The organism is Lunatimonas sp. (genome assembly GCF_020832325.1).
GTDB lineage: Bacteria > Bacteroidota > Bacteroidia > Cytophagales > Cyclobacteriaceae > Lunatimonas.
In genome coordinates this window covers 22,772-47,758 of sequence record NZ_JAFIEU010000046.1, presented here as the reverse complement: position 1 = coordinate 47,758, position 24,987 = coordinate 22,772, and the positions used below count along the sequence as shown (strand labels likewise).

At 45.4% G+C, this 24,987-nt stretch carries 18 protein-coding genes; 7 read left to right on the top strand and 11 right to left on the bottom strand.

From position 1 onward, the window contains the following. Positions 1-26: 26 nt before the first annotated feature. A complete protein-coding gene (gene trpS, locus JJU34_RS17935) occupies positions 27-1,001 on the top strand; it encodes a tryptophan--tRNA ligase (protein WP_228693793.1) in 975 nt (324 codons plus the stop codon). Positions 1,002-1,750: 749 nt separating this feature from the next. Continuing rightward, positions 1,751-2,245, top strand: a complete 495-nt coding sequence (locus JJU34_RS17930) for a hypothetical protein (protein WP_228693792.1) — start codon at positions 1,751-1,753, stop codon at positions 2,243-2,245. A gap of 145 nt (positions 2,246-2,390) precedes the next feature. Here the strand turns inward: JJU34_RS17930 and JJU34_RS17925 are convergent, their stop codons facing one another. The 4 genes from JJU34_RS17925 to JJU34_RS17910 form a co-directional block, all read right to left on the bottom strand. Next, entirely contained in the window at positions 2,391-2,720 is a 330-nt protein-coding gene (locus JJU34_RS17925) for a type II toxin-antitoxin system RelE/ParE family toxin (protein WP_228693791.1), read from the bottom strand. Continuing rightward, positions 2,710-2,916: a hypothetical protein gene (locus JJU34_RS17920; RefSeq protein ID WP_228693790.1), complete on the bottom strand. Its 207-nt coding sequence runs from the start codon at positions 2,914-2,916 to the stop codon at positions 2,710-2,712. The genes JJU34_RS17925 and JJU34_RS17920 overlap by 11 nt, the downstream gene beginning before the upstream one ends. Positions 2,917-3,337: 421 nt before the next feature. Beyond that, entirely contained in the window at positions 3,338-4,807 is a 1,470-nt protein-coding gene (locus JJU34_RS17915) for a sulfatase (RefSeq protein ID WP_228693789.1), read from the bottom strand. A 210-nt stretch (positions 4,808-5,017) separates the two neighbouring features. After that, positions 5,018-6,079 (bottom strand): DUF4407 domain-containing protein, encoded by a 1,062-nt coding sequence (locus JJU34_RS17910; protein WP_228693788.1) that lies wholly within the window; start codon positions 6,077-6,079, stop codon positions 5,018-5,020. Positions 6,080-6,330: 251 nt separating this feature from the next. On the opposite strand from JJU34_RS17910, the gene JJU34_RS17905 reads away from it, so the two are divergent. Next, entirely contained in the window at positions 6,331-6,984 is a 654-nt protein-coding gene (locus JJU34_RS17905) for an SGNH/GDSL hydrolase family protein (protein ID WP_228693787.1), read from the top strand. 84 nt (positions 6,985-7,068) lie between these two features. Here the strand turns inward: JJU34_RS17905 and JJU34_RS17900 are convergent, their stop codons facing one another. From JJU34_RS17900 to JJU34_RS17890, 3 genes are all read right to left on the bottom strand, one after another. Continuing rightward, positions 7,069-8,079 (bottom strand): zinc-binding alcohol dehydrogenase family protein, encoded by a 1,011-nt coding sequence (locus JJU34_RS17900; RefSeq protein ID WP_228693786.1) that lies wholly within the window; start codon positions 8,077-8,079, stop codon positions 7,069-7,071. Positions 8,080-8,149: 70 nt separating this feature from the next. Beyond that, positions 8,150-10,111 carry a DUF3857 and transglutaminase domain-containing protein gene (locus JJU34_RS17895; RefSeq protein WP_228693785.1) on the bottom strand — a complete coding sequence of 654 codons (1,962 nt, stop codon included), beginning with the start codon at positions 10,109-10,111 and terminating at the stop codon, positions 8,150-8,152. After that, a complete protein-coding gene (locus tag JJU34_RS17890) occupies positions 10,108-11,946 on the bottom strand; it encodes a DUF3857 domain-containing protein (protein ID WP_228693784.1) in 1,839 nt (612 codons plus the stop codon). The genes JJU34_RS17895 and JJU34_RS17890 overlap by 4 nt, the downstream gene beginning before the upstream one ends. 343 nt (positions 11,947-12,289) lie before the next feature. Here JJU34_RS17890 and JJU34_RS17885 point away from each other — a divergent pair, with 343 nt between their 5' ends. The 3 genes from JJU34_RS17885 to JJU34_RS17875 all read left to right on the top strand — a co-directional run bounded on the left by JJU34_RS17885 (position 12,290) and on the right by JJU34_RS17875 (position 17,913). Then, complete coding sequence (locus tag JJU34_RS17885; RefSeq protein WP_228693783.1) at positions 12,290-14,095, top strand: hypothetical protein; 1,806 nt, start codon at positions 12,290-12,292, stop codon at positions 14,093-14,095. A gap of 1,099 nt (positions 14,096-15,194) precedes the next feature. Beyond that, positions 15,195-16,412 (top strand): hypothetical protein, encoded by a 1,218-nt coding sequence (locus JJU34_RS17880; RefSeq protein WP_228693782.1) that lies wholly within the window; start codon positions 15,195-15,197, stop codon positions 16,410-16,412. A 7-nt stretch (positions 16,413-16,419) separates the two neighbouring features. Then, complete coding sequence (locus JJU34_RS17875) at positions 16,420-17,913, top strand: hypothetical protein (RefSeq protein WP_228693781.1); 1,494 nt, start codon at positions 16,420-16,422, stop codon at positions 17,911-17,913. 1,181 nt (positions 17,914-19,094) lie between these two features. Here JJU34_RS17875 and JJU34_RS17870 read toward each other — a convergent pair. From JJU34_RS17870 to JJU34_RS17860, 3 genes are all read right to left on the bottom strand, one after another. Beyond that, positions 19,095-19,484, bottom strand: a complete 390-nt coding sequence (locus tag JJU34_RS17870; RefSeq protein WP_228693780.1) for a DUF302 domain-containing protein — start codon at positions 19,482-19,484, stop codon at positions 19,095-19,097. Positions 19,485-19,589: 105 nt separating this feature from the next. Beyond that, the gene (locus JJU34_RS17865; RefSeq protein ID WP_228693779.1) at positions 19,590-20,732 is read right to left on the bottom strand and encodes an ATP-binding protein; all 1,143 of its coding nucleotides are present in this window, start codon (positions 20,730-20,732) and stop codon (positions 19,590-19,592) included. Between the two features lie 81 nt (positions 20,733-20,813). Then, entirely contained in the window at positions 20,814-22,007 is a 1,194-nt protein-coding gene (locus tag JJU34_RS17860) for a 6-bladed beta-propeller (RefSeq protein WP_228693778.1), read from the bottom strand. Between the two features lie 211 nt (positions 22,008-22,218). Between JJU34_RS17860 and JJU34_RS17855 the strand changes: the two genes are divergently transcribed. Further along, positions 22,219-23,079 carry a universal stress protein gene (locus JJU34_RS17855; RefSeq protein ID WP_228693777.1) on the top strand — a complete coding sequence of 287 codons (861 nt, stop codon included), beginning with the start codon at positions 22,219-22,221 and terminating at the stop codon, positions 23,077-23,079. Between the two features lie 153 nt (positions 23,080-23,232). Here the strand turns inward: JJU34_RS17855 and JJU34_RS17850 are convergent, their stop codons facing one another. Next, complete coding sequence (locus tag JJU34_RS17850; protein WP_228693776.1) at positions 23,233-24,960, bottom strand: phospho-sugar mutase; 1,728 nt, start codon at positions 24,958-24,960, stop codon at positions 23,233-23,235. Positions 24,961-24,987: the final 27 nt, after the last annotated feature.

Below are 24,987 nucleotides of genomic sequence, written 5' to 3'. Positions count from 1 at the left end.
CCTTAATTTGCGGCAAAAAATTATCAATGGCAAGAGTACTTACAGGAATTCAAAGTTCGGGAAAGCCTCATTTGGGGAATATTTTGGGCGCGATTCTTCCGGCGGTGGCTTTGGCTTCCAGAGAAGAAAACGAGTCTTTTATATTTATTGCCGACTTCCATTCACTTACCACCCTGAAAGACGGTGCGGCAAGAGAGGAGAATGTGAGGGCAGTAGCCGCCGCTTGGCTTGCTTTTGGCCTGGACGTGAATCGTACGGTTTTTTATCGGCAATCCCGGATCCCGGAAGTTACCGAGCTTACTTGGTACCTAAGTTGCTTCACCCCATTTCCTATGTTGGCCAATGCACATAGCTTCAAGGATAAGTCTGACAGGCTTGCCGACGTCAATGCGGGGCTGTTTACCTATCCGGTCTTGATGGCCGCAGACATCCTGCTCTACGATGCCCATATAGTCCCAGTGGGAAAGGACCAACTGCAACACCTGGAAATAACCCGAGATATCGCTACTGCCTTTAACAACCGGATGGAAGAGGAACTGTTGCTTTTGCCCGAACCAAGAATTAGTGAGGACGTGATGATCATCCCGGGTACTGACGGGCGAAAAATGAGCAAGTCATACGACAATTACATAGATGTTTTCCTGCCGGAAAAAGCGTTAAAAAAAAATGTCAATCGAATCGTGACCGATAGTACCCCTCTAGAGGAACCCAAAGACCCCGATACCTGCAATGTGTTCAAGCTGTTTAGCCTAATCGCATCGCTGGAAGCTACCGAGGAGCTGCGAAGGAAATACCTAGCGGGTAATTTTGGGTACGGCCATGCCAAGAAGGAGCTGACCGAGTTGATCCTGACCACGTTTTCGGAAGAACGAAAGCGGTACGACCACTACATGACCCACCCAGGGGAACTGGATCAGATTCTAAAAGAGGGAGAAGCAAAGGCAAGAGAGATCGCCTCATCGGTACTGAATAGGGTGAGGACGAAGCTAGGATACGCTTAGGTTGTTGATTTGAGTCTGAATTAATCGTGACCACAGGTTTTGTTCGCCCCATCGTCTGAATGTTTAAAACCTGAAGATTGCATGTGTTCGAGCGCAAGGAACATGCTGGATTGAAAGGGTTAATTGAGGTCGATTACGAGTGATTCCGGCCATTTCCAATGGCAGATTGGAAAGGATAGGACAAGCCGTTAATAATCAGTCCTGTGGACTGATTTAGGCTGGGGCCGGGAAGAAAGGAGGGAAAACTACACTCAGAGGGGCAAGCCAGGAGAACTTAAATAGCTTCATTACTGAAAATTTTGAGGAATATGGAAGTTATAATTGGTCTATTGACCGAGGAAGCATAATATCCGGTGGCAAATATGGTGAAACAACAGGTTATGCTTTTGGGAAAATTGAGCGGATATTAATATTAGGTAAAGCATTTTATAATCCCCATGACCTTTACCTTATTGCCGGCCATGAGGCGAGGCATGTCGATCATTTCATATCAGGCAAGATGGGATCATGGATATCCACTTTTGGAGGGAATTTTCACAGAAACATTACAGAGGCCTATGCATGGGATTGGACCGTATCCGTAATTTCAAATCTGAAATTGAACCCATCGCTCATTTCATTACAAAAGGCTTTAATTAATTTTGAGTACTACCTAAATAAAATTCCAAATGGGTTTGCCTATTAAATTGTTGTCGATTCTCGCTTTTATGTTCATCGGGATCCCAAATACACGAATATTAGCCCAGGATATGAATCTAATTATATTAGAAGATAATATTAGTATGGCAGGAGCTAGTTTACAACTTCCGATTCGCATTGAAAACAACCTAAATGAAAAAGTTGTTTTGCTGGGAAGTAAATATTTCGATGTATCACGAGTGGAAAAAGAAACATTTGTAATTAACAGATTGATGCCTGGTTTCACGCTATTTTTGTTTGATAAGCATTCAAATCATATCATTGATGTAGATCAAAAAATACAAACCGGGAAATTACATAATACATTATACTATTATGATCATGAAATATTGATAGACGAAAAGCAAACAATTTCACTTAATATTCTTATAGATTCAGACTCCTATATAATTCCTAAGGGAAGGTATAAAGCCTTTATAGTTTATCTACAAAAATCGAGTTATACAATGAAGGATTTGGAAACAAGACCATATAAAATTAGACTGAATTATACTTTATTTGATGGGATTATAAAATCCAATTATTTCACGCTTGTTGTTGAATAACCAGTAAAATTAAATTTTAACGTCAAAATTTTATAAGAAAGCCGAGTACCCGGTACAGATCAGGGGCTGGCCGGGTTATTGATAGGCAAGCCAAACAAATGTTCGTTGGAATGATATGATATAAGCCCGGCAGGTCCGGAATTTATCATCCAGGGACAAACTGCAGGAGTTCGTCCAGTTCTTTATCGGAGATATTTTCCTGGTCGGACTTGTCGTAAATGGAGAGAAGGTAAACGGCATCATTGGCCACCACAAAGTTGGTGATCACCCTGGCCCCGCCAGACTTACCCTTGCCTTTTGACTTGATGGCCAGGCGTATTTTGTAGCAGCTTTTGCCAATGGCCGTGCCTTCGTCCGGGTTCTCCTTCAGCACCTGTACCAGGGCCAGCAGTTCCGTTTTTAGGGATGCGTATTTTTTAATGAGCTTCTTGGCTTGCCGCTCAAAAACCTCAATGGACTTTACACTATAGCTCATTGAGAAAATCTTCTGCGTCACGGGCTTGCTTTTTACCCGCCCGGATTTGCTTCATCTCTTCCACTGCCTCCCTGATCTCGCTCATGAGCTGGGCTTTGGCATCGGTAAGCTGTTTGGTTTTAACGTATGGCAGCCCTTTGAGCACTTCCAACAAGTGTAGGGCTTTGTCGTCTTTTATGTCCAGTAGTACCTTCATAATCTTCGAGTTTTAAGAGCCATAAGCTGCACGGGATTTAGAATCCCTGATGTATGTATCAATAATATCGAAAAGCTTCCTTTTTGTTGTTTCATCCATTTCCTGAGGTCAGCCTCTTTCCCTCCTAAGTTCCGGAAATCTTATTATCAATGTTTAGCATCTTTTACTAAAGCCTAGCTTTTACGCTAAAATTACGCAAAAATAGTGAAACAGTTCTATTAAAAAAGAGTAGACTATTTTGCTGAACCAGAAACTATCTCCACCCGGGTGTAGAATCGGCTACACCCAACTATTCCTAAGTTCCTTTGCAGTCGTAGTCCGTTCAATGCCATTTGCAATGAATTGCTAAAGAACGTCTTATTGGACAAAGGCCCGCCAGTTAGAACTTTTTAGAATCTTGCTGTATCTCGCAGTTAAACGATCAATCCCTATTTACCTCCAAGTAGTTTGCAGGGCGAAGGCTGTCTTTTCTGTCGTAGAGGTAGGCCCTTCTCCGCATATACGTGTCTGCTGGCAGAAATTCATCCTGAGTAGCGAGCAGTTTTTCATTCAGTACGGTCTCCAGGTATGCTTTCACCTGGGCGTATTGGGGCACGTTCACGAGGTTCGTTAGTTGATAGGGGTCCTGTTCGTTGTCATAGAGTAGCCAAGGACCTAACAAATCTTTGACGTACGTGTACTTCCGGGTTCTGATACCTCGGTACTCCCTGCCTCCATTCATAAACTGCCATTCGTGAAAGGGCACAGGAAGGGTGATCAGGGCGGCTTCGTTGCCCAGGTCCTCCCCGCTGAAAAGGGCGGCTGAAAAATCTTCTCCCTCCATGCTTTCCGGTATATCTATTCCGCATAGTCCCAAAAGGGTGGGGGCCAGGTCAGGCGTATTGATGGGATCATAGATATCTCTCCGGGTGGTCCCGAGTTTTGCGGGCCATCGTAGCAGCATAGGAACCATGATGGACTCATCCCAAGGGCGCTGTTTCTTCAGTACTCCGCGTGACATCAGCATATCACCGTGATCTGAGGTAAATACAAATATGGTATTATCGGCAATCCCTGCATCTTCCAAGCCCTGGAGTAAATTCCCTACTGCCTTGTCGATGGCGGTGCAATGCGCGTAGTATCCTGCCAATACTCTCTTGGCACTATCCAAGTACATCTCGGGGACATTGGGTCGTAAGGCAAGATCTACACCGGCGTACATTTCCTGGTATTCCTGCGGGGCGGTGAAATACGGGTCATGGGGTGGTCCGTAGGATAACACCAAGAAAAATGGATTGTCCTTGTTTTTGTGGAAATAGCTGACCGCACTATCTGTCTGTGGGAACACATCGTATCCTTCCCAAAAGTGTTTTTCGTCATTTTCATCGAAATAGTAGCTGCTGTTATAGTCGTGGGTGACCTCCCGAACCTTCCAGTAGTCAAAACCCTGACGCCTTTCTTTGGGTACCGGTAGATTTCTGCCACTAAAAGGATCTTCCCCTCGCTGATGGCCGTTTACATGCCATTTTCCGATATAACCGGTTTGATAGCCGGCTTCTTTAAATACTTTTCCGATAGTGACTGCCTGCGTCGGCAACGGTTTGTCGTTGTAAAACAGCCCATTGGTGAGGGGGTATTGTCCGGTCAGAAAGCTGGCCCGCCAGGGTGCACATACTGGTATGATAGCTACTGCGTTTTCGAAAACCAAGCTTTCCTCTGCCAACTGATCCAAATGGGGCGTATGCACATCGGTGTTGCCCGCATATCCCATTACATCGGCCCTCCACTGATCCGCAAATACAAAGACCAAATTCGGAGGTGTGGATTCCACCGTTTGTTCGTGATTTATCGACTCTGGAGCGCAGGAAACGCCTATGGCAAGAAGCCAACATCCAATAAGGTAGGTACGCATGTGATTCTAATATTTTTATCGGTTACACCTGCTGTTGGCAGATGAAGCATAGCTCCTTCCTTTGGATGACGGTTTTGCCCTGTTCGATTGTGTGGCGTTCCAAAGGAATAGCACGTAATTTATGCCTGAAAATGAGAAAATTTGGCGGTAAATCGAAGCTACCCGAAAAATAGTTTGTCAAAATCTCGTCAAAAGGTACTCAAGTAGTTCCTAAAGGGGGTGTCCCCGGGTTTTTTGGAGGGAGGTTTGGTTTGCCAATTGGAAATCAAAGATCTCCCGACCAGCAGTAGTTTTTGCTTGCGTTTGGTGCCATTGATCTTCGGTATGGAGGATGAGTGCATTCTCTCGAAAGGCTAAAAGTACGTCGTAGGGACCCCGGGGTGCCATCCACTTCACTAAGATTGGAGCAGTTTCCAATAGTATAAACAATAGAATGATAAAGCTATTGGCTAGGTTTATGGCAGACTGCTTCCTAGAGAGATCAGAAAGTGCCTGAAGCCTTGCGGCAATGCCATCCATCTCAGAGATAGTCGACTCCTGATCCAACAGGGCCGCTTCTTTGAGCTGATTGAGTCGGGTTTTCTCCACCTCTAATTGATCGATCTTCATTCGGTTGAGTCGTTCGGTTTCCTCGTAGGCTTTTTGGGCCTGATCCAGCTGCTCTTCTTTTTTGCGGGCATTCACACCGATCCCTGCACGTCCGGAGGTTCCGGGCGTTTTTACTCCGAACCGTTCGGCGTCATACTCCCCCTGTTTTTCGTTTCTGAATTGGCGGCTTGCCGCTATTTCTTCTTGCAGTGCCCCTATTTGTAGATCCAAGCCGGCAATTTCTGGATAGTTTGCCTCTAGTGCCGATTTCGTTTGTTGCACAAGTTCCAGCTTTTGGGTGGCTAGTTGTTGGTTGATTTCCTTTTCGAAGATCCGCAGCTCCAGCGGCTTGGCAATAACCAACGCTAAAACGATAGCAAGTACCAGCCTAGGTGCAGCCAGTTTGAATTCCGTCCACGATTTGCCGTTTTTACGCATGGTTCCCACTATGTACCGGTCCAGGTTGAAAATGGCAGTGGCCCACACCAATGCCAGCAGGATGGTAACCACCAGATTGTCAAAAATGGTATGCAGCGCATAGCCAGCAGCCAGCCCTGCAAAGATGGCGGTAAATAAAACAGTGCCCCCTATACCTACGTATTTGTTTGCTTCAGTGGGGCATCTTTTGAGGAGTGGGCGGTAGGTTCCGGCGCAAAACCACAAAAAATGGGATAGTTTGTTCATTGGGGTTGGTGTTTCTTGTTTTTTCAGCAAAGTCCGAGCTAGAAAACTACCGTTAAAAAAGAAGATAGATTTTACCTGTAAGTGGCTGAATAATAGTTTAATGATTGCTACAGATGAGGGTGCTGACCAGGTAGCGATGTCCGATATTGGGATAGGTTTCCTTTCCGGTTGTTCGTTTTTGGGACAGTCGAAAATCTGCTCTTCGGGTAGATAGTTGTATCTTTGCATTACACCTGACAAATAAACCCAGTATGAAAAATAAATATGTATTGACCCTTCTATTTGCGATTTCATTCTTGTCTTTTTCCTTTGCGCAAGATCCCGTTCGGTTTAAAGAGGAAGTGGGCAGAGTCCAGGCCCAATATCCTGCGGATCAGCATCGTGGAGGGGTGGTATTTACAGGGAGTTCCAGTGTTCGGATGTGGAAGGACCTAGCAACCGATTTTCCCGATCATAGCGTTGTGAACACCGGCTTTGGAGGATCCCACGCGACAGACCTGATGCACTACCTGGATGAGTTGGTGCTGGATTACAAGCCGAAGAAGGTGTTTATTTATGAGGGGGACAATGACATTTCTGGCAAGAAGACTACTGGGGAGATCATGCAGACCATGGATCAAATTGTCAGAGCCATTCACGCAGCCCTACCCGATACCGAAGTAGTGTTCATCAGCGCAAAACCGAGTATCTCCCGCTGGAACCTCGCCAATCAATACAACGAATTGAATGCGGCGATGAAGCGGTATGCCAGGTCTACCAAAGGAGTCGGCTTCGCGGATGTATGGAAGCCCATGTTGGGTAAAAACGGCCAGCCCATGCCAGATATCTTTATCGAAGACAACTTGCACATGAACAGAAAGGGGTATGAAATCTGGGCAAAAGTGATTGGAAAACACATGAATTGAGCCACATAGGAAGCACCGGGCATTGTTGAATCAAGCAGTGCTAGGATCATTCCTTTTTAGATTGCCAACCTAAGTGCTTCTGGCTTAAAAGCTGACCATGGCCTTGATGACCTGGCTGTCGGCTTGGGTCCAATGCCCAAATTTCGAGATCATCTCGTCGAAGCGTGCTTCGTGGGTCACATAGGCTTCTACGGGGAACTGCTTGGTTCGCAGCAGTTCCATCACCGCTGCGAAATCATTTTTGGTGGCGTTTCTGCTGCTCATCACGGCTCCTTCTTTGGCGTGTAAGGTGGGGTGGTTGATGGCCAAATCGCCTTTATAGAGCCCTACCAGTAAGTACCTTCCTCCATGGGCTAGGTATTTGAGGCCCGATTCCAGTGCTTGTTTGTTTCCCGTAGCGTCCATTACAACAGGGCACAGTTCGCCACCGGTCAGTTCGGAGACTTGATTTGCCAGCGATTCCCCGGCCACGAGTATCTCGGCGGCACCGAAATGGGACCTCGCTTTCTCAAGGCGTTGGGCATTGACATCTACGGCTATTACCCGCGCCCCTTCCAGTGCGGCGAAACGGATCATGGCCAATCCAATTGGACCACAACCCATAATTAGAACGGTCTCACCTGGTGTAAACTGTGCCCGCTGCACAGCGTGGTAGCCTATGCAGAGCGGTTCAATTATGGCGATTTCCTCCAAGCTGAGGTCGGGGGCGGGCAGGAGCAATTCTGCCGGAAAGCTGAAATATTCCTGCATGCCTCCGTCGGTATGTACGCCATATACTTTCAAGGTGCTGCAGCAGTTGGTTTTTCCGGCCCGACAGGCAATACAGGATCCACAGGATACGTAAGGGATGATGGCAACCTTGTCGCCAGGATTAAAGCCGGCCTGTCCGTTCGGGTCTGCCACTTCCCCTGCCACCTCATGGCCTAAGATTCGGGGATAGGTGAAAAAGGCTTGATTTCCAGCAAAGGCGTGGATATCTGTGCCGCAGATACCTACTTTTTTGATGCGTACCAGAACCTCTCCGGGTTGGGGAACGGGAACTTCCTTTTCGGTCAGGACTAATTTGCCAGGGGTTTCACAGACGATATAGTGCATGGTTTTTTCGTGTAAGGTAAAAAAAAGAACCCAATCCGACGAATTGGGTTCCAAATTTCTCCTTCGGTCGCTAGGGGTGGTTGCTGGCAGTGGCTTGAAGATCTGTTTTTCTCAATATCACAGGCTCCTTCAATTTGCTTGTCACCACATCCATAAAGTACTTTAGGTGCGGATATTGCTCGGCATCGACGTACTCCTGTTTTATCTGAAGGACCATGTTCACCTGCACAATGGCTTCTAAGGCAGTCACCACATAGCTAAACAGCATAGTGCCGTCCGGAATGGTCAGATTGATATTTTCCGGGAAATCGTCCAGCTCATATCCCTCCGGTATATCCATTTTGAAGGAAAAGCGGTCGGTTACGGTGTAGTTAAAATCTACCGGAAAATTACGCGTATCCGAGGTAAACGGGTTTTCTTTCCAGCGGGTAATGGAAAACGGTAACACATGGAAAGGTGCTGTTTCTGGAGCGAACAATTTGGTGCTAAGGGTGGACTCGTGGGTGAGTTTGTTAAGTTTTGAAGTAAGCTCGGATTTTATCGAAAGCACTTGGTCATCCTCTACAGTGACAATCTTTTTTCTAAATTCGGCCTTTTCGGCGTCGGTTTTCAGTCCGCCCATAGCGAGTGCATCGTAGTCGGAGAAACGAAAGCTGGATTCTTTCTTGAAATAGCCGGCCTCGTCCCATTTGACGTTTACGAACTGATTAAATCCAGATAGGTGGGGCACCTGTATATCGATCAGGCCACTTCCGGGATCACGCAAAATGAAGGCTTCATGCACCAAGGAGGGCAGTGATAGATATCCTAATGGGTGATCTTTTTGGGTTGCATCCGCGTAAATCAGTTTTTCTCCCGTATTGATGGCCAAAATCAATTGGTTAAACTGATCGGCGAAGGGGGCGTGAACCAAGTGGGACCGGCCATTTCCCTTACTGCTGATCAGCAGCGGGAAGGCCTCGATACCGTTTGCCCGAAGATACGCAAGCAAAGCTAGGTTTATGTCGCTCCGTTTTCCGGTGCGTAGATCCAAGGTTGTCTTAAGTGTTTGGCTGGGGAATACACCAGGCTTTTCGTTGAAGGTAAAGTTATCTGTGACGTGCTGATAGATTTTTTGGATCAGGTCTAGGGGGGATCGCTCGCTCGCAGGTTCCTGAACCAAACTTCGCTGCGTGTTCCGATCCGGCTTTAGGTACGTGGCGAATGATTTTTCGTTCATAAACCAGTTGCCCAGATCTTGCCAATCGCGGAAATAGCTGGTGGAATTGGATTGCACGATTCCCATGGATTGGCTTTGCGCTTCATGTTTGGCCAGCTGGAATTGAACCTTTTCCAGGTAGTCCCCCGGATTGTTCATGTAGGGTTCTTCCTTTATGGAGGGTAGATTCGTAAGGTTCCACTGGTAGGAGCCTTTTTCCTTACGGTAGTTACTGGTAATCACGTTAAAGCCTTGGCCCAGCATCCGGTATTCGAGTTCGCCGGGAATTTCCAAATGGTAAGTCGATCGAAGAGTTGGTATATGATTTTGGAATACCCATCCGTCTATAAAAACAATCGATTTATCCCTTTTGGTATAGCTGTACTCGAGGATGGAGCCGGTTTGTACGTTGGGGAAGGTGAAGCGGATTTCCCGCCAACCATTTCCGGCATCTACTTCAAAATAGTCGTCTTTGCCCAGCTTGGTAACCTTTTCCTGTCCGTTTTCCAACTGTACGATCTGGGCCCGAAGCTTTTGGATCGATTCTATTTGGTCTTTGGCATAGTACCGGATCACCACATCCCCGATGGATTTTCCGCTTTCTTTCAACACCTTAAACCGCCGGTTTATTTCACTCAGAAGCACATAATTGGAAATAAAGGAGATGTTTTCTTCGTCCAATACCACCGCATCCGCGTCGGGGTCAAAGGGTACCTCGGTAAGCTCCCATTCGCTTGCCTGGTATTTTCCATACTTTGATTGCTGCCCTATGGCACTATGGCACAGGATGAGGATCCCAGCCAGAAGGAGAGGATAAAAATGGATCGATTTCATGGTTGTTTTTTGAAAATAAATTGCTGCTGTAAAAGAACTTTGATCAGACTCAATTCGGCGGCCTTTTCCTCCTGTGAAAAATCCTCGGGAAATGAATAATGAATGCTTTTTACAATTTTCAGTGTACGTTCGCTAAGTTCGGGCTTTATCTGGGTGTGGGTATGGGCAGTTTTCAGTTCCCAACCATCCAATCCGGATTCCCATTCCAATGGGCCGGGGATAATGACCGTTGTCTCCTCTGATATCGTTCCGGAACCTGTTTTTTCGTTGATCTGTAGTCCCTTTGCCCATGTGACCGGTATGATCGTTCGTTTGGCGGTATTTTGGGAAAAACGACCCACCCAACCGGAAAATGCCAAATCGGCGGTAGGAAGTTCTTTTTCGGAGCCAACCGTAAGGGTGTGGTCCTCCAAGCTAAGGCCGGCACCTCCGATTTTCCGGATTAGGTAATCCTTTTTTTCACTTCCTCCGGTTTGATAGGCCAGGCTGTGCAATGATTCCGCAGGTGCCCCTTTATGCAGCAGGTGTCCTTTTATTTCTGCGTCGCCATTCGCGGTCAGCTCCACTTCCAAGGTAAGGTGGGTGGTGTTGTATTCGGCTGTGTTGTAGGAGGGAGTATGAACGATTTTGCCTCCCTCGGGTGAAATGGCCAAGGCAGGTCTGTCCTTTGTAAAGGACCCTAAATACCCTGCGGGAAGGGTACTCGATGTACACTCCAACCAAAGGGTTTTGTCTTGGGTCGGAATCTGTAGAATAACGTGGTTGAACTGATTGGAAGGAAAATCCAAGTCGAAAGGCTCGTCCATTTCTCCAGCATAGACCAAGGTGTAGTACGCCTCAATTCCCGCCTCGGCTAACAGTGCTTTCATTAACATGGTCAGTGCTTTGCAATCCCCGTATTTGGTGGAAACCACCTCAGAGGCAGCCATCGGCATCCAACCTCCTAAGCCCATCTGAATGCTCACATAGCGGTAGTTTTTCTGAAGGTACTGATAGAGAACCTTTATTTTATCGTAGTCGTTATCCAGCCCCTTCGTCAAATCGGCCACCAGCGATTTCGTTGACTCGGGAATATTGTCCTTCCCTTGATTCAATAGATGGAACCACTTGCCCAAAGAATTCCACGAATCCATCGTTGCTTGATATCCCTGCATGGCAAAATGATTTGGGGCGATTTCAATCCGCGGCACGTCCGCTGATTTGATTTCCGAATCCATGGGATCCATGTTTTCGACCTGCCAAAAAAAGGTATGGTGTCCGGTGCCGACGGATGAGACCTTTGGCTCGTCCAGATGGACGGCTTTATACCGCATGCCCAGCGCCTCCGGATACTGTATTTCGAGTGTGGATGTCTGTACTTTTTGGTTGAAGAAATGGGTGGGATACCAAGTGGGCATGTTGAAATTGCCGGTCTTATGTAATTTGACCTCCATTTCTACACGGGCCGGGAATTTTACCTGATCCAAGTCAAAGTACATCAGGACGAGGTTCTGAAAGAAGGTTCCTTCGCTGATCAATGCCCGTGACTTCAGGTCTTTTTCCCTGACCCGTTTGATCAGTTTTCCGCTGATAGGGTCTACGATCCGCAGGTCGAAGTACTCCAATTTGGTGAATTCATCAACGACAAACCGGTACCCTCCATGGGCCGAACCTTCACTGTTAACAATCGTGGTGATTTGCTTTAGCGAAATAAGGTAGCTGTAGTTATCTAGCAACGTAATGTGCTGCTCCTTGTTAACGGTGGAGTAGTGGGGAGTCTGCTCGTTGGCATGCCCGGGGGTGCAGAAACGAAAAATCGAAAACAGCACCAAGATCGATTTAAAAAAGGCGTTCATAATGAAAGAATAATTGCTGAAATGTAGCGGAAAAGATTTCATTTACAAGCGATTCGGCAAGATTTATTTTTGCGCTGTTTCGATAGATCCATTGGAACGGGCAATCGCCTTTGGAAGTCGCTTGGTAGTAATCTCGGAGGGGGAACCAAAATGGTTCATTAGCTCCCTTTTTTTACCTTAAACTGAATGGAAGGGAGCTGGACTTTTTGGGATCGAACTGATCCCCATCAACTGAAATAGATGATTTAAATCATACTTATGGGTGAGTTTCATCGTAGGTGGCTTTTGCGGTGCACTATATATTTGTCGTTGCCTGATACTGGGCTAAATTGATCACATTTCCATGAAGCAAACTACCTCCCCACATTCATTTCATATCCCCGTAATGGGATTGGGGTTTACTGTTGACACCCCCCTTAAAGTTGCCAAATTTGGCATTTCGAGTGCCGTTTCCATCGTAGACGATTTTTTGTTGGAAGACATGCGACGAATTCACAGCAGCAAGCTGGGTATCCCTTTTGACGCTATAGACGAGCAGGTGCCTGATTACAAGGCACTCCGCACGACCGCTTACCTAAACCTGCTCCATCACGAGGTGCAACGGCAATGCTCGGATCTCAAAAACCAGGACTTTGAGACCGACCGGGACATCCATGTTTACTTCGAGTTCCTGCCCACCGACCATCCCGTCCACTCGCTTTATGTTCAGATGCTGTCGAAAACCGGTACCGAGCGTGTTAGGCTGCAAGAGGAGCTCAGAAGCCATATCGTACCAGGATCCATCGACGTCAATATCATGACGAAGGTGGATAAGCTAAATACGGACAAAGAGGGGAATGCCCTTCCAAGAGAATATTCGGATGCACTCACTGCTCTCAGAGGCTTTGCCAACAGCGAACTGGATGGATCGGTTATTTTCTCCGCAGGGCTAAACCCTGCCCTATACAGCTATGCGGAGAATTTTTCGGACTTTTTCCCGGATAAGGACGGATACATAAAAAAGCGCATCATACTGAAGGTCAGTGACTACCGATCTGCCCTGATTCAAGGCCGCTTTTTGGCCAAGAAGGGTTTGTGGGTGTCGGAATTTCGGGTGGAGTCCGGGTTAAACTGCGGAGGCCATGCCTTTGCGACGGATGGGTATTTGATTGGGCCCATTCTGGAAGAATTTAAGACAAATAGGCAGGTGCTGGCCCAAACGCTAAGGGAGGCGTGCAATGCCGGTTTACAAGCCAAAGGCCTTCGTCTGCCGGAAGATGCCCGTCCCAAAATCACCTACCAAGGAGGCATCGGCAATTCGGAGGAAGACCGCTTCCTGCTGGATCATTACGAGCTGGATGGCACCGGCTGGGGCAGTCCCTTTCTGTTGGTGCCGGAGGCTACCAGCGTAGACGAAGATACTCTTCAGCGTATTTTGGCGTCCCGGCAGTCAGACTATTACTTGAGCGATGCTTCTCCTTTGGGCGTTCCTTTCAACAATTTGCGAAACAGCAGCGCGGAGGAACAACGCATGGCACGCATCCAAAAAAAACGGGCAGGAAGTCCTTGCTATAAGAAATTTCTGTCGTTCAGCACAGAATTTGGAGACAAACCCATCTGTACCGCTTCCCGAGAGTACTTGCATTTGAAAGCAAAGCAGCAGGAGAGAGGGGAGATTTCTGCCAAAGAGCTAGATAAAGCCATGGAAAAGGATTGCCTATGCGAGGGACTCAGCGCCCCTGCCATTTTGCACGAAGGGCATACCCCACGAAGAAACCTGAGCGCCGTAACCATTTGTCCGGGACCAAACCTGGCCTATTTCAAAGGGGTTTTCAGTCTCAAGGAAATGGTGGACCATATCTATGGAAAAATAAGCTTGTCCCTCGATCCCCAGCGGCCCCATGTGTTTGTCAAGGAACTTCAACTCTACGTAGGGTATATCAAACGGGAGGTTGAGAAGCCGTTGGCGGAGAACAGTCAGAAGTTTGAGAACTACGTGGAGAAATTCAAGAAGAACCTACTGGATGGAATCCAATACTATCAGCAGTTGATCGAGCAACAGGCAGTCGATACGATGGATAGTGTGGAAACGTTGAGAGCGGAGTTTAGGAGACTTCAGCGAGAAGTAGCGGGAGTTTCCTTACTGAGCAGCCCGGTAGGTCAGGGCTAATCAGGTGATGCGTGCCAAAAGAGGCTCTTTTTCATGCACTTGGAGTGTGAAAATGAGCCTTTTTTTGATCTAAATTGCGGTAGGTTTTAGCGTTTAGCTACCCATTGCACGGCCAGCTGAAAGTTGTCGATCTTGCCAACTGCCTCGGTATACTGCCGGGATAGGCCAATTTATTTAATTCCCTTCAAGAAGGCCGTTTATTTTCTTTTTTGGTACGCACGGGTGCCTGAGGCAAGAAGGTGAAGCTGGTTGATCCCCTTCTGGCGGCCCCTATTTGAATTCGTAAGAAAATACTGGTGCCTCCTGTATATGGCTAGATCTTCTTCTTCCGTTCCTTCCTTATTTGCCCTATTTTTTTTCAATGTCAAGTGCTCCGGGGCATACTCCAAAGCTGTTTGGATGTGGTCGTTCAGGTGACCGATAAAGCGGTTTTGACCTGTTTTGATAAAAAATTGAAATTTGTCGGTTGATTTACAGGTATTTGTCTCAAAATCAAAACTTTTTCCCTGATTGTGAAAGCCTGAAATTTATTCAATCAGTCATGATTTAAAAAACATTGTTCAATAAAAAATATTGCAATTAGGAACCATTTGACCATAAAAATTTTAACGTCGTAGCGTATTGCTTTAAGTGATTTTTTCGAGGAATTATTGGTTTTTGAAATAAAATTGATTTTCTTTGAAAAGTCATAATTTATAGAAATATATTTTAGGGTATTTGATTAATTTTTAACAAAATCAATAAAGTAATTAAAAACTATCTAAAAATAAGCAAGTGGCTACGCTGTATAGCTGTAGGAGTATTTGGATTGTAGAAATAGCTATCGGGAGGTATTGAGCATCATGGTCAGTTTGGATTTCGAATAGGACAAAGTCCCACCATCTATTGCGCCGATTGAAGTGGGGAATTTGGTAATGGCCCAAATTATTGAAAATCAGTAGCCACCAGATACCGATGCACTAAAATGTAGGTGTCATGGGCCAGTTTGTAGTGGTGGAAATTACATTAGCTTCAATAGAAAATGTGCTGAGTTTTCTGGAGGTACAGGAGACTTTAATTCATGGGGTAGTAATTGTAATTAATTTTAAATTTGAGAGGATTGAAACTTTCCAATCCTTCCTGTTTAGAAACTTTATTCAAAGCATTTATGAATTGCAAAAGTGTTTATTTTTTTTTGTTAGTAACTCTAGTCATTTGTACAAGTTGCCAAGAAGATAACGGGGTGAAGTATTTAGGGGAATCTGTTGAGTTCACTCCAAAAAAGGAAATCTCAATCGATAGCATCAAAATAGATACACTGATCAATAATGATATTTTTTTCTCAGGGCTTGGAACCTGGGTTATTTTCAATGATAGCCTTACACTCTTAGACAGGAAATTGGTATCAGCTCATGTGTTTTCGGATGATCTGGTTCATCGATCTACCAATTTGGGAAGAGGTGATGGTCCAAATTCAATAAACAATATTATCCTAGAGACAACGATCATGGATGATTATCTGGTAATTTTAGGTGGTAGCTATCAATATTTTTTTATCAATAAAAATTGGGAGATAGTGAAGAGAGGACAATTCGATTTTTATCATGAAAATACATCTTATGAAGAACTACTAAACAATCCTAAGGCCCACAATGTAGGTCATTATGATGTGTTTATTGAACATTTGAAACTAGGACACGACTACCGAGGCAATTTAGTATTTTCAATCACTATTCCTCATCCGGATTTTAATTATCTCTGGCATGAAAAATTTTATCAAGAAGCGAGGGTTTTAGGCAAAGTGAATCCAGATGACCCTAAGGTATCTATTCATGGTGGGTATTCTCCCATATATCATCGGTACAGATTTCTATCCACCTTGACTGGGGCTCCATTTTCATATTTAGATGCTGATACTTACATCCAAGGATATGAGGCGGACAGTATTTTGTATAAGTTAAGTGGTTTTGGTGAAGTACAATATGCTTTTGGGGTGGCTGGCAAGGAAATGAATATAGCTTACGAAAATTTCAAAGCTGAGGATGTAGAAGAGTATGAAGCTGTATGGAAGTTGGACAGGGATCGTTATGGCTATTATCATTCAGTAGATTATGTCAGGGAGACGGGACTTTTATTCAGAGGATATACCAAATCCAATCCATTAGTAGACGGCATGCAGATTTATCGTGATGATACACTGATAGGAGATGTAGAGGTTCCAAAAGGCTTTCAGTTTGTAGGGTATAAAGCACCGTATTATTACGGTGAGTTTAAGTACCGTCCAGACAAAGAGGAAGATTCTATAAAACTTTTAAGGTTCGAGTTACCGGATAATTGACACCATAATGAAAGCACTCAATCAATCAATTAAAAGCCAAATCTTATTCTTATTAACGATTATTGCAACCACGCCGCTGTTTTCTCAAGAAGTAGAAAAAGGTAGAGGAAGTGTCCAGTTTTTTTTCAAAGATGGAAAGAGCTTGATTTCTGCCCCCTTTTTACCGCTATACAATCAATTGGGTGAAGTAGAAGCCTTAGCAGATAGTGTTGGTGTAGTTACGCTTCCTGTGGGGAGACATTTTCAGGTTAAGAGTCTATTCTATTCAGATACCGTTTTCCAAGTGGTGGAAAACCGATTGACAAAAATTTTTTTGGAGTACGAAGACGTGGCTTTGCAGACTTTTGAAATTAAGTTTTTTAAGGATCCTAGGGATCATATAAAGCAGCTTTCAAAGCAGATAAGTTCCGAGTATATTTCTTCTCCTCATTTAGGGACTTTTTCTGGGCATTTCATGGTCAGTCAAAATGGAAAAATTTTGGATTTTTATGAGGCAGATGGTCTTTCACTGCTTTCCGGAAATAGCAAGTGGAAGCCATGGGATTTTGCAAGTAATAATTCTTCGGGAGAAGCTTATAATCATTTGGTTCCCATGGAGGTCAGGAGAAGTTTCCATTGGATTTTGGCAGGAGACACTATTGCCAGTCGATTTAATACCCAGGTCAGTAGGGATCAAGATTATTTGATTTCTCCATTTTATGCAAGGGAGATTTACAGAGCTTTGGAGCTGTCAGGGCCTTTGGATGAAAAAAGCATGAAATACTATGATTTCAAATATGGTATTGATAACGGAATGGATGTGATTTATTTTACTGTCAAGGATCAATTCAAAGCAGATGATAAACTTCCTTTGTTTTTGGTAGGTGAGGGCATAGTTTATTTGACCAGTAGTGGTGAGATGGTAGAAAGATTGATATTTAATTTTTCTAGTTATAGGTATTTGAATTTCCCACTGAAGAGAGGTGGCCGAACCCGGGAGATCAGTGGGGTTCTTTCGGTGGCTTATGATAGACAAAATGCTACCATTTTGCCGAGAGAGATAGGTTTGGAAGCTAAGTTTTTTGGAGAAAGAAACTTGTTTCGTCCCAGACCATTTGAACTGGGTAATGAGTCTTCCATTATCGAAAAGATGTATCTTAAAAACTATAAGCCGGTTAATAAGGAAGATTTAGAGAATCTGAGAAGAGCAATGTCTAGAATCGGGCTAGAAAGCATGGTTCCGTATGATACAAATTACTGGGCAAAAAACGGGTCATTACTTGTGGAGGAATATTCCAGAATTAAATCCGACCTAAGCAGTAAGGTTACTATTGAAAGACAATTTGTTGCTAACTCTGGAAAAAGGTTCTATAGTTTGTCAGATGAGGAATTTAATCAACTGTACAATTTATACCCCGAAGCAAATACTGAACCTGAAGTCCTAGAGAAAGAGAATGAAATCATTAAAAATGTGGTAAACCAACTTAGGGGAATTTGGGTAGAAATTAAGAGCTCCGAATAAATATCTGAGACGCTATTTTTCATCTGTTTATAATTTGTTCTTTAGCGGTCAGATGGAATCTCGCACGTATTACAATCGTCCCTCCGTGTGTCGCTTGCGTCGTGCTCGATTTCATGTGTCTATAGTTGATTTTTCAATGGTCACATGGAATCTCGCATGGCGGATAGTCATCCCAGTGTGTGTCGCTTGCGTCATGCTCGATTTCATCTTTGGTTTATGACATTCGATGATCTACAAACGCTTAGCAATTTTGAAATTTAATTTTTGTCGATCAATTCTAATAAAGATGAGTGGCGTGGGACTAATTTTAAAGATAGCCAAAATCCCACGATTTTTGGTTTATTTGCGCTACATTGCTTGGTTTGTTAAAATTACCTCTCTTGCTTTGTGGAAAAAGGTCTAATTGTAAATTTTCAGGGTTGTCAAGTTTCCGGTTTAGCTGGGTTGTTGCCACCATGAGGAAGGTCAGTAGGTTTACATAGCTCGCCATAGGTTTTGCTGGCAGGTTGACCATGGAGAAAAAGAATTCCTGTTCTTTGGAATTTTGTGGATTGCCGTGAAGTAGCATGTATAGATGTTTGAACACAACCGCACTCCTGCGCGAGTTGGCATCAGAGACACTGGTGCGTTTTAGTATTAACTAAGAGTAGGGTTTTTCAAAGCCTTGTCCCTAAGTTTGTACTAATCCAAGTGGTCGAAAATTAGCCTTCGGTTTTTTCGGGCACCAGTAACTTTTGTCTTCAAACTGACGCCTATTGCCCGTGGCGGGGCTGAATGTTGACGGAACGGGATTTGCCCTGTTCCTGACTCCAAGCAAGGAAGGGCATGCTGTTTGGGTGATTGGTGCGGATCAGCGGGACTGCCTTGGGTGAGATATATATTTCCCGTAGGTTTCGTCGAATACCTCAAAATCGGATTACCATGGGCTTATTGGTTGTTTTAAAACGATCACTTTACGTCCAATCCCGAAGATTGGGATGGCCCGCCAAGCATTTATCTGGCAGAATCCCACACCTTACCGCCGATAGAGAAGTATTCAAGCCTATCGGATAAGACACTATCTAAAGGTAGTGAGCATGGAATAGAAAAAAAATGTCCCGGCCACTATTCTTCCCACGTTACTGGAAACAAAAAGGCCGGGAAATAGGGGTCAAGCGATAGGTTTTACTTTCCATTACTGGCTACAACGAAGCGAGTGCCCGTTCCAACTTTTGCTTTACTTCATTTGCCAGCGATTCGATGGCGTTGTTTTTTACCGCCATCATTGCCGCTGCCGGATCCATTACCGCTACTTCCATTTCGTTGGAGTCGGTTTCACGAATGGTCACGTTGCAGGGTAGCAGGGCTCCTATGTTGGGTTCCGCCTGCAGCACTTTATCTGCAAAAACCGGATTGCAGGCACCCAAAATCAAGTAGGGTTTGTAGTCCTTGTCCAGCTTTTTTTTCATGGTGGCCTGTATGTCTATTTCGGTCAGTATGCCGAAGCCTTCCTGCTTGAGTGCCGCTTCCACCTGTTCCCTGAGCGTTTGGATGTCTTGTTTTTCAAATGTTCTTGCGATGTAGTATCCCATGGTTCGTTTGATTTTAACCTAAAGGTAATAAAATTACCGGTTTGTTTAGGTGATATTGGTCACGCTGGGAAGTTCTCGACAAGCCTATTCTTAGGAGTTTCGATTTCAACTATAAGGATAGGTACTTAACCATTCCCAGTAGTTTTCCCGGTGAACGATTTTGACCGTCTTGGGATGGTAGGTTTTGATGAACGAATCGGGTATTTTTCCTTTGGATTTGGGACTCCATTTGAATTCAAAGGCATGGATTTCCCCATCTATTTCCTCAATATAGTCCACTTCCTGACCTTTGACCGTTCTCCAAAAATAGGTCCTTCCGTAAAATCCATGATAATTGAGTAATTTTTGACGTTCAGCCATCAGGAAGTTTTCCCAAAGTTGTCCAATATCATTACGACTTGAAAGCGGCGCATAATTTCCAATGATGGAATTGCGCATGCCATTATCTACGAAATATATTTTTCGGCTACTTGTAATTTCGGATCGAAGGTTTCTACTGTAGGGGTTTAATCTGAATAGTATGTAGGCCTTTTCCAATAGATCCAAGTAATTGGAGACAGTAGCTTTGTCTGCTTGTATGGTGTTGCTCAATTCGTTATAACTGACTTCTGAACCTACTTGCCAGGCTAACGCCTGAAGTAATTTGCCAAGCAACTCAGGTTTCCGAATGCCCTGAAAATTAAGCAGGTCTTTGTACAAGTAGCTTGAAGAAAGATTTTGAAGTAGGGGGATTTTTTCTCCAGAGTGAGTTAGTATTTCCGGATAGGATCCAAAAACCAGAAGTGAGTCGAGTTGGGACATGGCTTTGGCTAAGCCTTTCCAGCCCCTGATTTCCTCCCATGAAACAGGGAATATTCGGTATTCCCATTTTCTGCCTGTCAAAGGTTCCTTTACAGTGCTAGCCAGTTCCAACGAAGATGACCCTGTGACAATCAACTGGACATGGTTGAAATTATCAATTATTAATTTGAGTGTTAATCCAATATTCGGAATTCGCTGGGCCTCATCGATAACAATAACTTTTGAATCGCCTAAGTAGGCCTTAAGGAACTCAAGGCTTGAATTGGAAAGTAGTTCTTGGGTTTGAATTTCATCCCCATTTAACAGCAGGAAATTTGGATCAAGCGTACGGGCCAATTTATGAACCAACGTGGATTTTCCCACTTGCCTTGGTCCAAGCAGAATCAAGGCCTTTTTCCAATCAACTTTTTCAGCCAGTTTTTCTTCCAGAATTCGGTTAATATGCATATTTAGGGATTATAACCCCCAAATATACGTATTTTCAGGGATTATAATCCCCAAAAATACCTTTTTTATAGCTTACCTGCGTTAGCGACCGTTGGTCCTGACCTGGTAGCGGATTATCACAGGCTCTTCAAAATCGCTGTCCCGGCTTACTACCTGCTGCAATGATTCGCCATGTGAACCCAGGCTTCCTGTTTCCAGTGCACGGACCCAGTCCTCAGGTTGTAATGTATCGAAAAAATATCCTGCATGGAAGGTTCCCTTCGCATTGAGGGCTCCAAGCATGGGTATCGCTACTGGTTCTGGGGAGTCTATCGAAAAGAAAACCTCGTAAATAGGAAATGAAGCGGCATCATCCAGGTCAAAAGAGGCCTTTTTTTCAAGGCCGAAAACCCGAACACGACAAGTGCCATCAGTATGTCCTATGTTTCCCATATTGAATGCCATGCGTTGGGTTTGGAGGGATTCGAAAAATGCCTCCTCCTCCAGGTAGATGGCTGTTGTAGGAGGGTGCCTGTCTCCGTAATGCATCCGAACGATAGGTTCTGCCTTCCCATTTGAAAAATGGAAAATAGTGTCCGAAAAGGCGTAGTTAAGCAGGTATCCTTGGCCAAAGTCAGCTATCTCACCCTCGCTGATTTCGGCTGATACAGGGGTTCCGAGCAATCCTATTCCCTCAGATTTCTCCGATTGAACGTCTTTTTTTACGAAAACGGGATATTTTCCATCCGCATCCAGCGTTCCGTCGTATTCACCGGAAAGCAGCCATGTGTCCGACCCGAGTGCCCTGAAATTGTTGAGAAAAAGGTAGCTTCCTACCTCGATCCGCCTTAAAAACCGAAAATCGGGTAATCGGTATTGCACCAGCTCGCCCTTGCCGGCACTTAGGGTGAGGGTGTCGTCTTTAATGTACAGACCCTGTAGCCAAGCGTACTCCTCCGGGCCATCTCCCTGTTTTTCGTAGCTTCGACGGTAGTTCCCCTCCCAATCAAAAACATGGATAGCGAATTGATTCATGCATTTAGTGACAAAATAAAGTTCGTTCCCGTATACGGTCAGTTCGGAGAAACGACAAGAAAGGTTAATGGCCTGGTTTTCCGGAATTCGCAACGCAATGAAACTTACCTCTGTGGCGGCTTGATCAAAAGGCAGGATTTGGGAAGCTTGTACCACAACGGTGGGTAAAAGCTCAGAATCGTCGGTTTTATTCTCCGAACACCCCCACCACGTGACAGATAAAAAAGGTAAAAGCCAGAGATTTTTAAGGATACAGGTCATTTTTCAACTTCGTCAACTAGGCAATAAATCTAAGCACACCAGAAAACAGGCTTGCGTAGTGCACAGCCCCAATAGCTGAACGGCAATTTTTCAACTGATCGACAGCTAGCAGGCATGACCAAAGTCATGAGAGAGGCTGACACAAACTAGCTTTGTAATATACTATTTTTTTTATATTTATCATTATTAATCTTCTAAAGAGCCATTTCAGATGAACAAGATCCTAGTTCCCACCGATTTCTCCCCCCATGCGGATGCTGCCTTCGATTATGCCATCCAATTGGCCCAAAAGCAGCCGGGGGAGGTAGTGCTGCTCCATGTCCTTCATACACCGGTGAATTGGGCAAAGCTTTCCAAAGACCAAGAGCGGTTGTTTCCGGAGACCCAAGAGGCCATCCGCAGGGCGAGAGCGGCCTTGGCGGAGCGGGTTGAAAAGGCCAAAACCAAGGGCGTCACCGTGGGAGAGCAGCTGTGCTTTAGCGACGGGAAGGATCAGATCCTTTCTTTTGTAGAGCGAGAGCATGCTTCCATGGTAGTGATGGGGTCGCACGGGCAATACGGATGGAAGGAGCATATGCTGGGGTCGAATACCTACCATGTGTTGCGGAAGGCGCGGGTTCCCGTTTTGGTGGTGAAGAATATCGAAGATCCGGTTTCGTTTAATCGTATCGTCTTTGCGACGGATCTGAAGGAGAACTCAGGCAAGGCGCTAAAACAAGTGGCGGAATTTGCGGCGAAAATGGGACTCTATCTGCACCTATTGTATGTGAACACGCCCACAAACTTCCTGGAAGATTCCCAGATTGAGCAGCTGGCTGGGGAATTTCTGGAGAAATATGCGGATTCGGACTACGCGGTTCATCACTACAGTGCCTACAAGGAGGAACGTGGAATTATTCAATTCGCCGAAAAATTGGGTGCCGATATGGTTGCCGTAGCCACGCACGGGCGTTCTGATTTGCAGCAGCTATTCGCACCCAGCGTGACGGAAAACTTGGTCACCTACCTGAAGGTGCCCGTATGGTCGATTAACCTGGGATTAGTAGGTGACACATCGACAGCAGGAAAGTAGTGAATTAGGTAGCGCTCTTTTTGAGTAGATGGATAAGGAGGGGAACAATGGACTGAATAGCAGACACTTTTTGGTTGCCCCTTAAAAAAGACAGCGCAGTTGCCGATAAGGCGACGCGCTGTCTTCGTTTGGTGTATGTTATTCTTTACCGGATTACCCAAAGAACTTTTTCAGTTCATCCATTCGTCTATCCAAGTTTGCTTCCACGGTTCGATATGCGTCGCGGCTTGGTAGTTTTTCATTTACCGAGATGTAGTATTTGATTTTTGGTTCAGTACCCGATGGCCTGGCGGAGATCTTGCTTCCATCTTCCAGGTAGAACTGAATCACGTTTGATTTGTCCAAGTGCAGCGGTTCTTCGGTTCCGCTGACCATGTCGTACACCTTGCTTTCTTTTACATCGATGATTTTGGTCACCTTCACCCCATTGATGGCAGTGGGTCGATTGGTGCGGAAGCCTTGCATCAGTTGTTGGATTTGCTCGGCACCGTCTTTCCCTTTTTTGGTAATGGAAATGAGGGATTCCTTGTAAAACCCAAACTGCATGTAGATTTCGGCCAAAACATCGATAAGGTTCATCCCCTTGGTCTTGTAATAGGCTACGATTTCCGCTACGATGGCACAGGCCGACACGCCGTCCTTGTCCCGCACGAAATCCCCTACCAAGAAACCGTAGCTTTCTTCGCCCCCGGCTATGAAGGTCTTCTTTCCCTCGTTTGCCCGGATCACTTCGGCGATATACTTGAAGCCTGTCAAGGTAGAGAAGTATTCGGTTTCAAAGCCCCTGCTGATTTCACCAATCAGGTCGGTAGTGACAATAGTACTTACTGTATATTCCTTGCCGGTCAGCCTCCCGTGTTCCCGCCATTTGTTTAAGAGGTAGTAGACGATGACGGATCCGGTTTGGTTCCCGTTGAGCAGTTCGTATTCTCCTTTTTCGTTTGGCACTACGGCCGCATATCGGTCTCCATCCGGGTCACAGGCCAGGACCAAGTCTGCCTTTACCTGTTGGGCTAGGGCTACGGACATGGAAAGTGCTTCGGCCTCTTCCGGATTCGGGTAGATTACCGTAGGAAATGTTCCGTCGGGTTCGGCCTGTTCTTTGACGATATGGATGTTTTCAAACCCAAAAATCTTTAAAGCCTTTGGGACCATGGTACCAGAAGCACCATGAATGGGAGAAAACACAATACTCAGGTCTTTTTGGGCCAGTATGGCTTCGGGAGACATGGACAGTCGTTTGACTTCCGCAAGGTATACCAAGTCGTGGTCCTCTTCGATATACGAGATCAGGGCATCGTTTCGGGTCCACTTCACATCGTCTACCGATTTGATTTTCAGTACTTCCGTGATGATGTTTTTATCGTGTGGCGGCACCACTTGCCCCCCATCTTCCCAGTAAACTTTGTATCCGTTATATTCTTTCGGGTTGTGGGAAGCGGTGACCATCACGCCGCTTTGGCACTTATAGTGCCTGATGGCAAAGGAAAGCATGGGGGTAGGGCGCATTTCCCGGAAGTATTTTACGTGGATACCGTTTGCACTCATCACATTCGCAGTGGTATCGGCAAAGAGCGTATTGTTGATTCTGGAGTCATGGGTGATGGCCACTGAAATCTCCTGCCCTGGAAAGGATGCCAATAGGTAGTTGGCGAGGCCTTGGGTAGCCATACCCACGGTATAGACGTTCATGCGGTTCGAACCGACACCCATCAGGCCGCGCAAACCTCCGGTGCCGAATTCCAGGTCTTTGTAAAAGGAATCGATCAATTCGCTGGAATCTTGGGCAGCCATCAGGGCTTTGATCTGGTTTTTGGATTCTTCGTCAATGTTACTGTTCAGCCAAGCTTGGGCTTTGTTTAGGATTGAAGCATCTGTCATGGTTTGGAAAAAGTTTGTTTCTTGTAT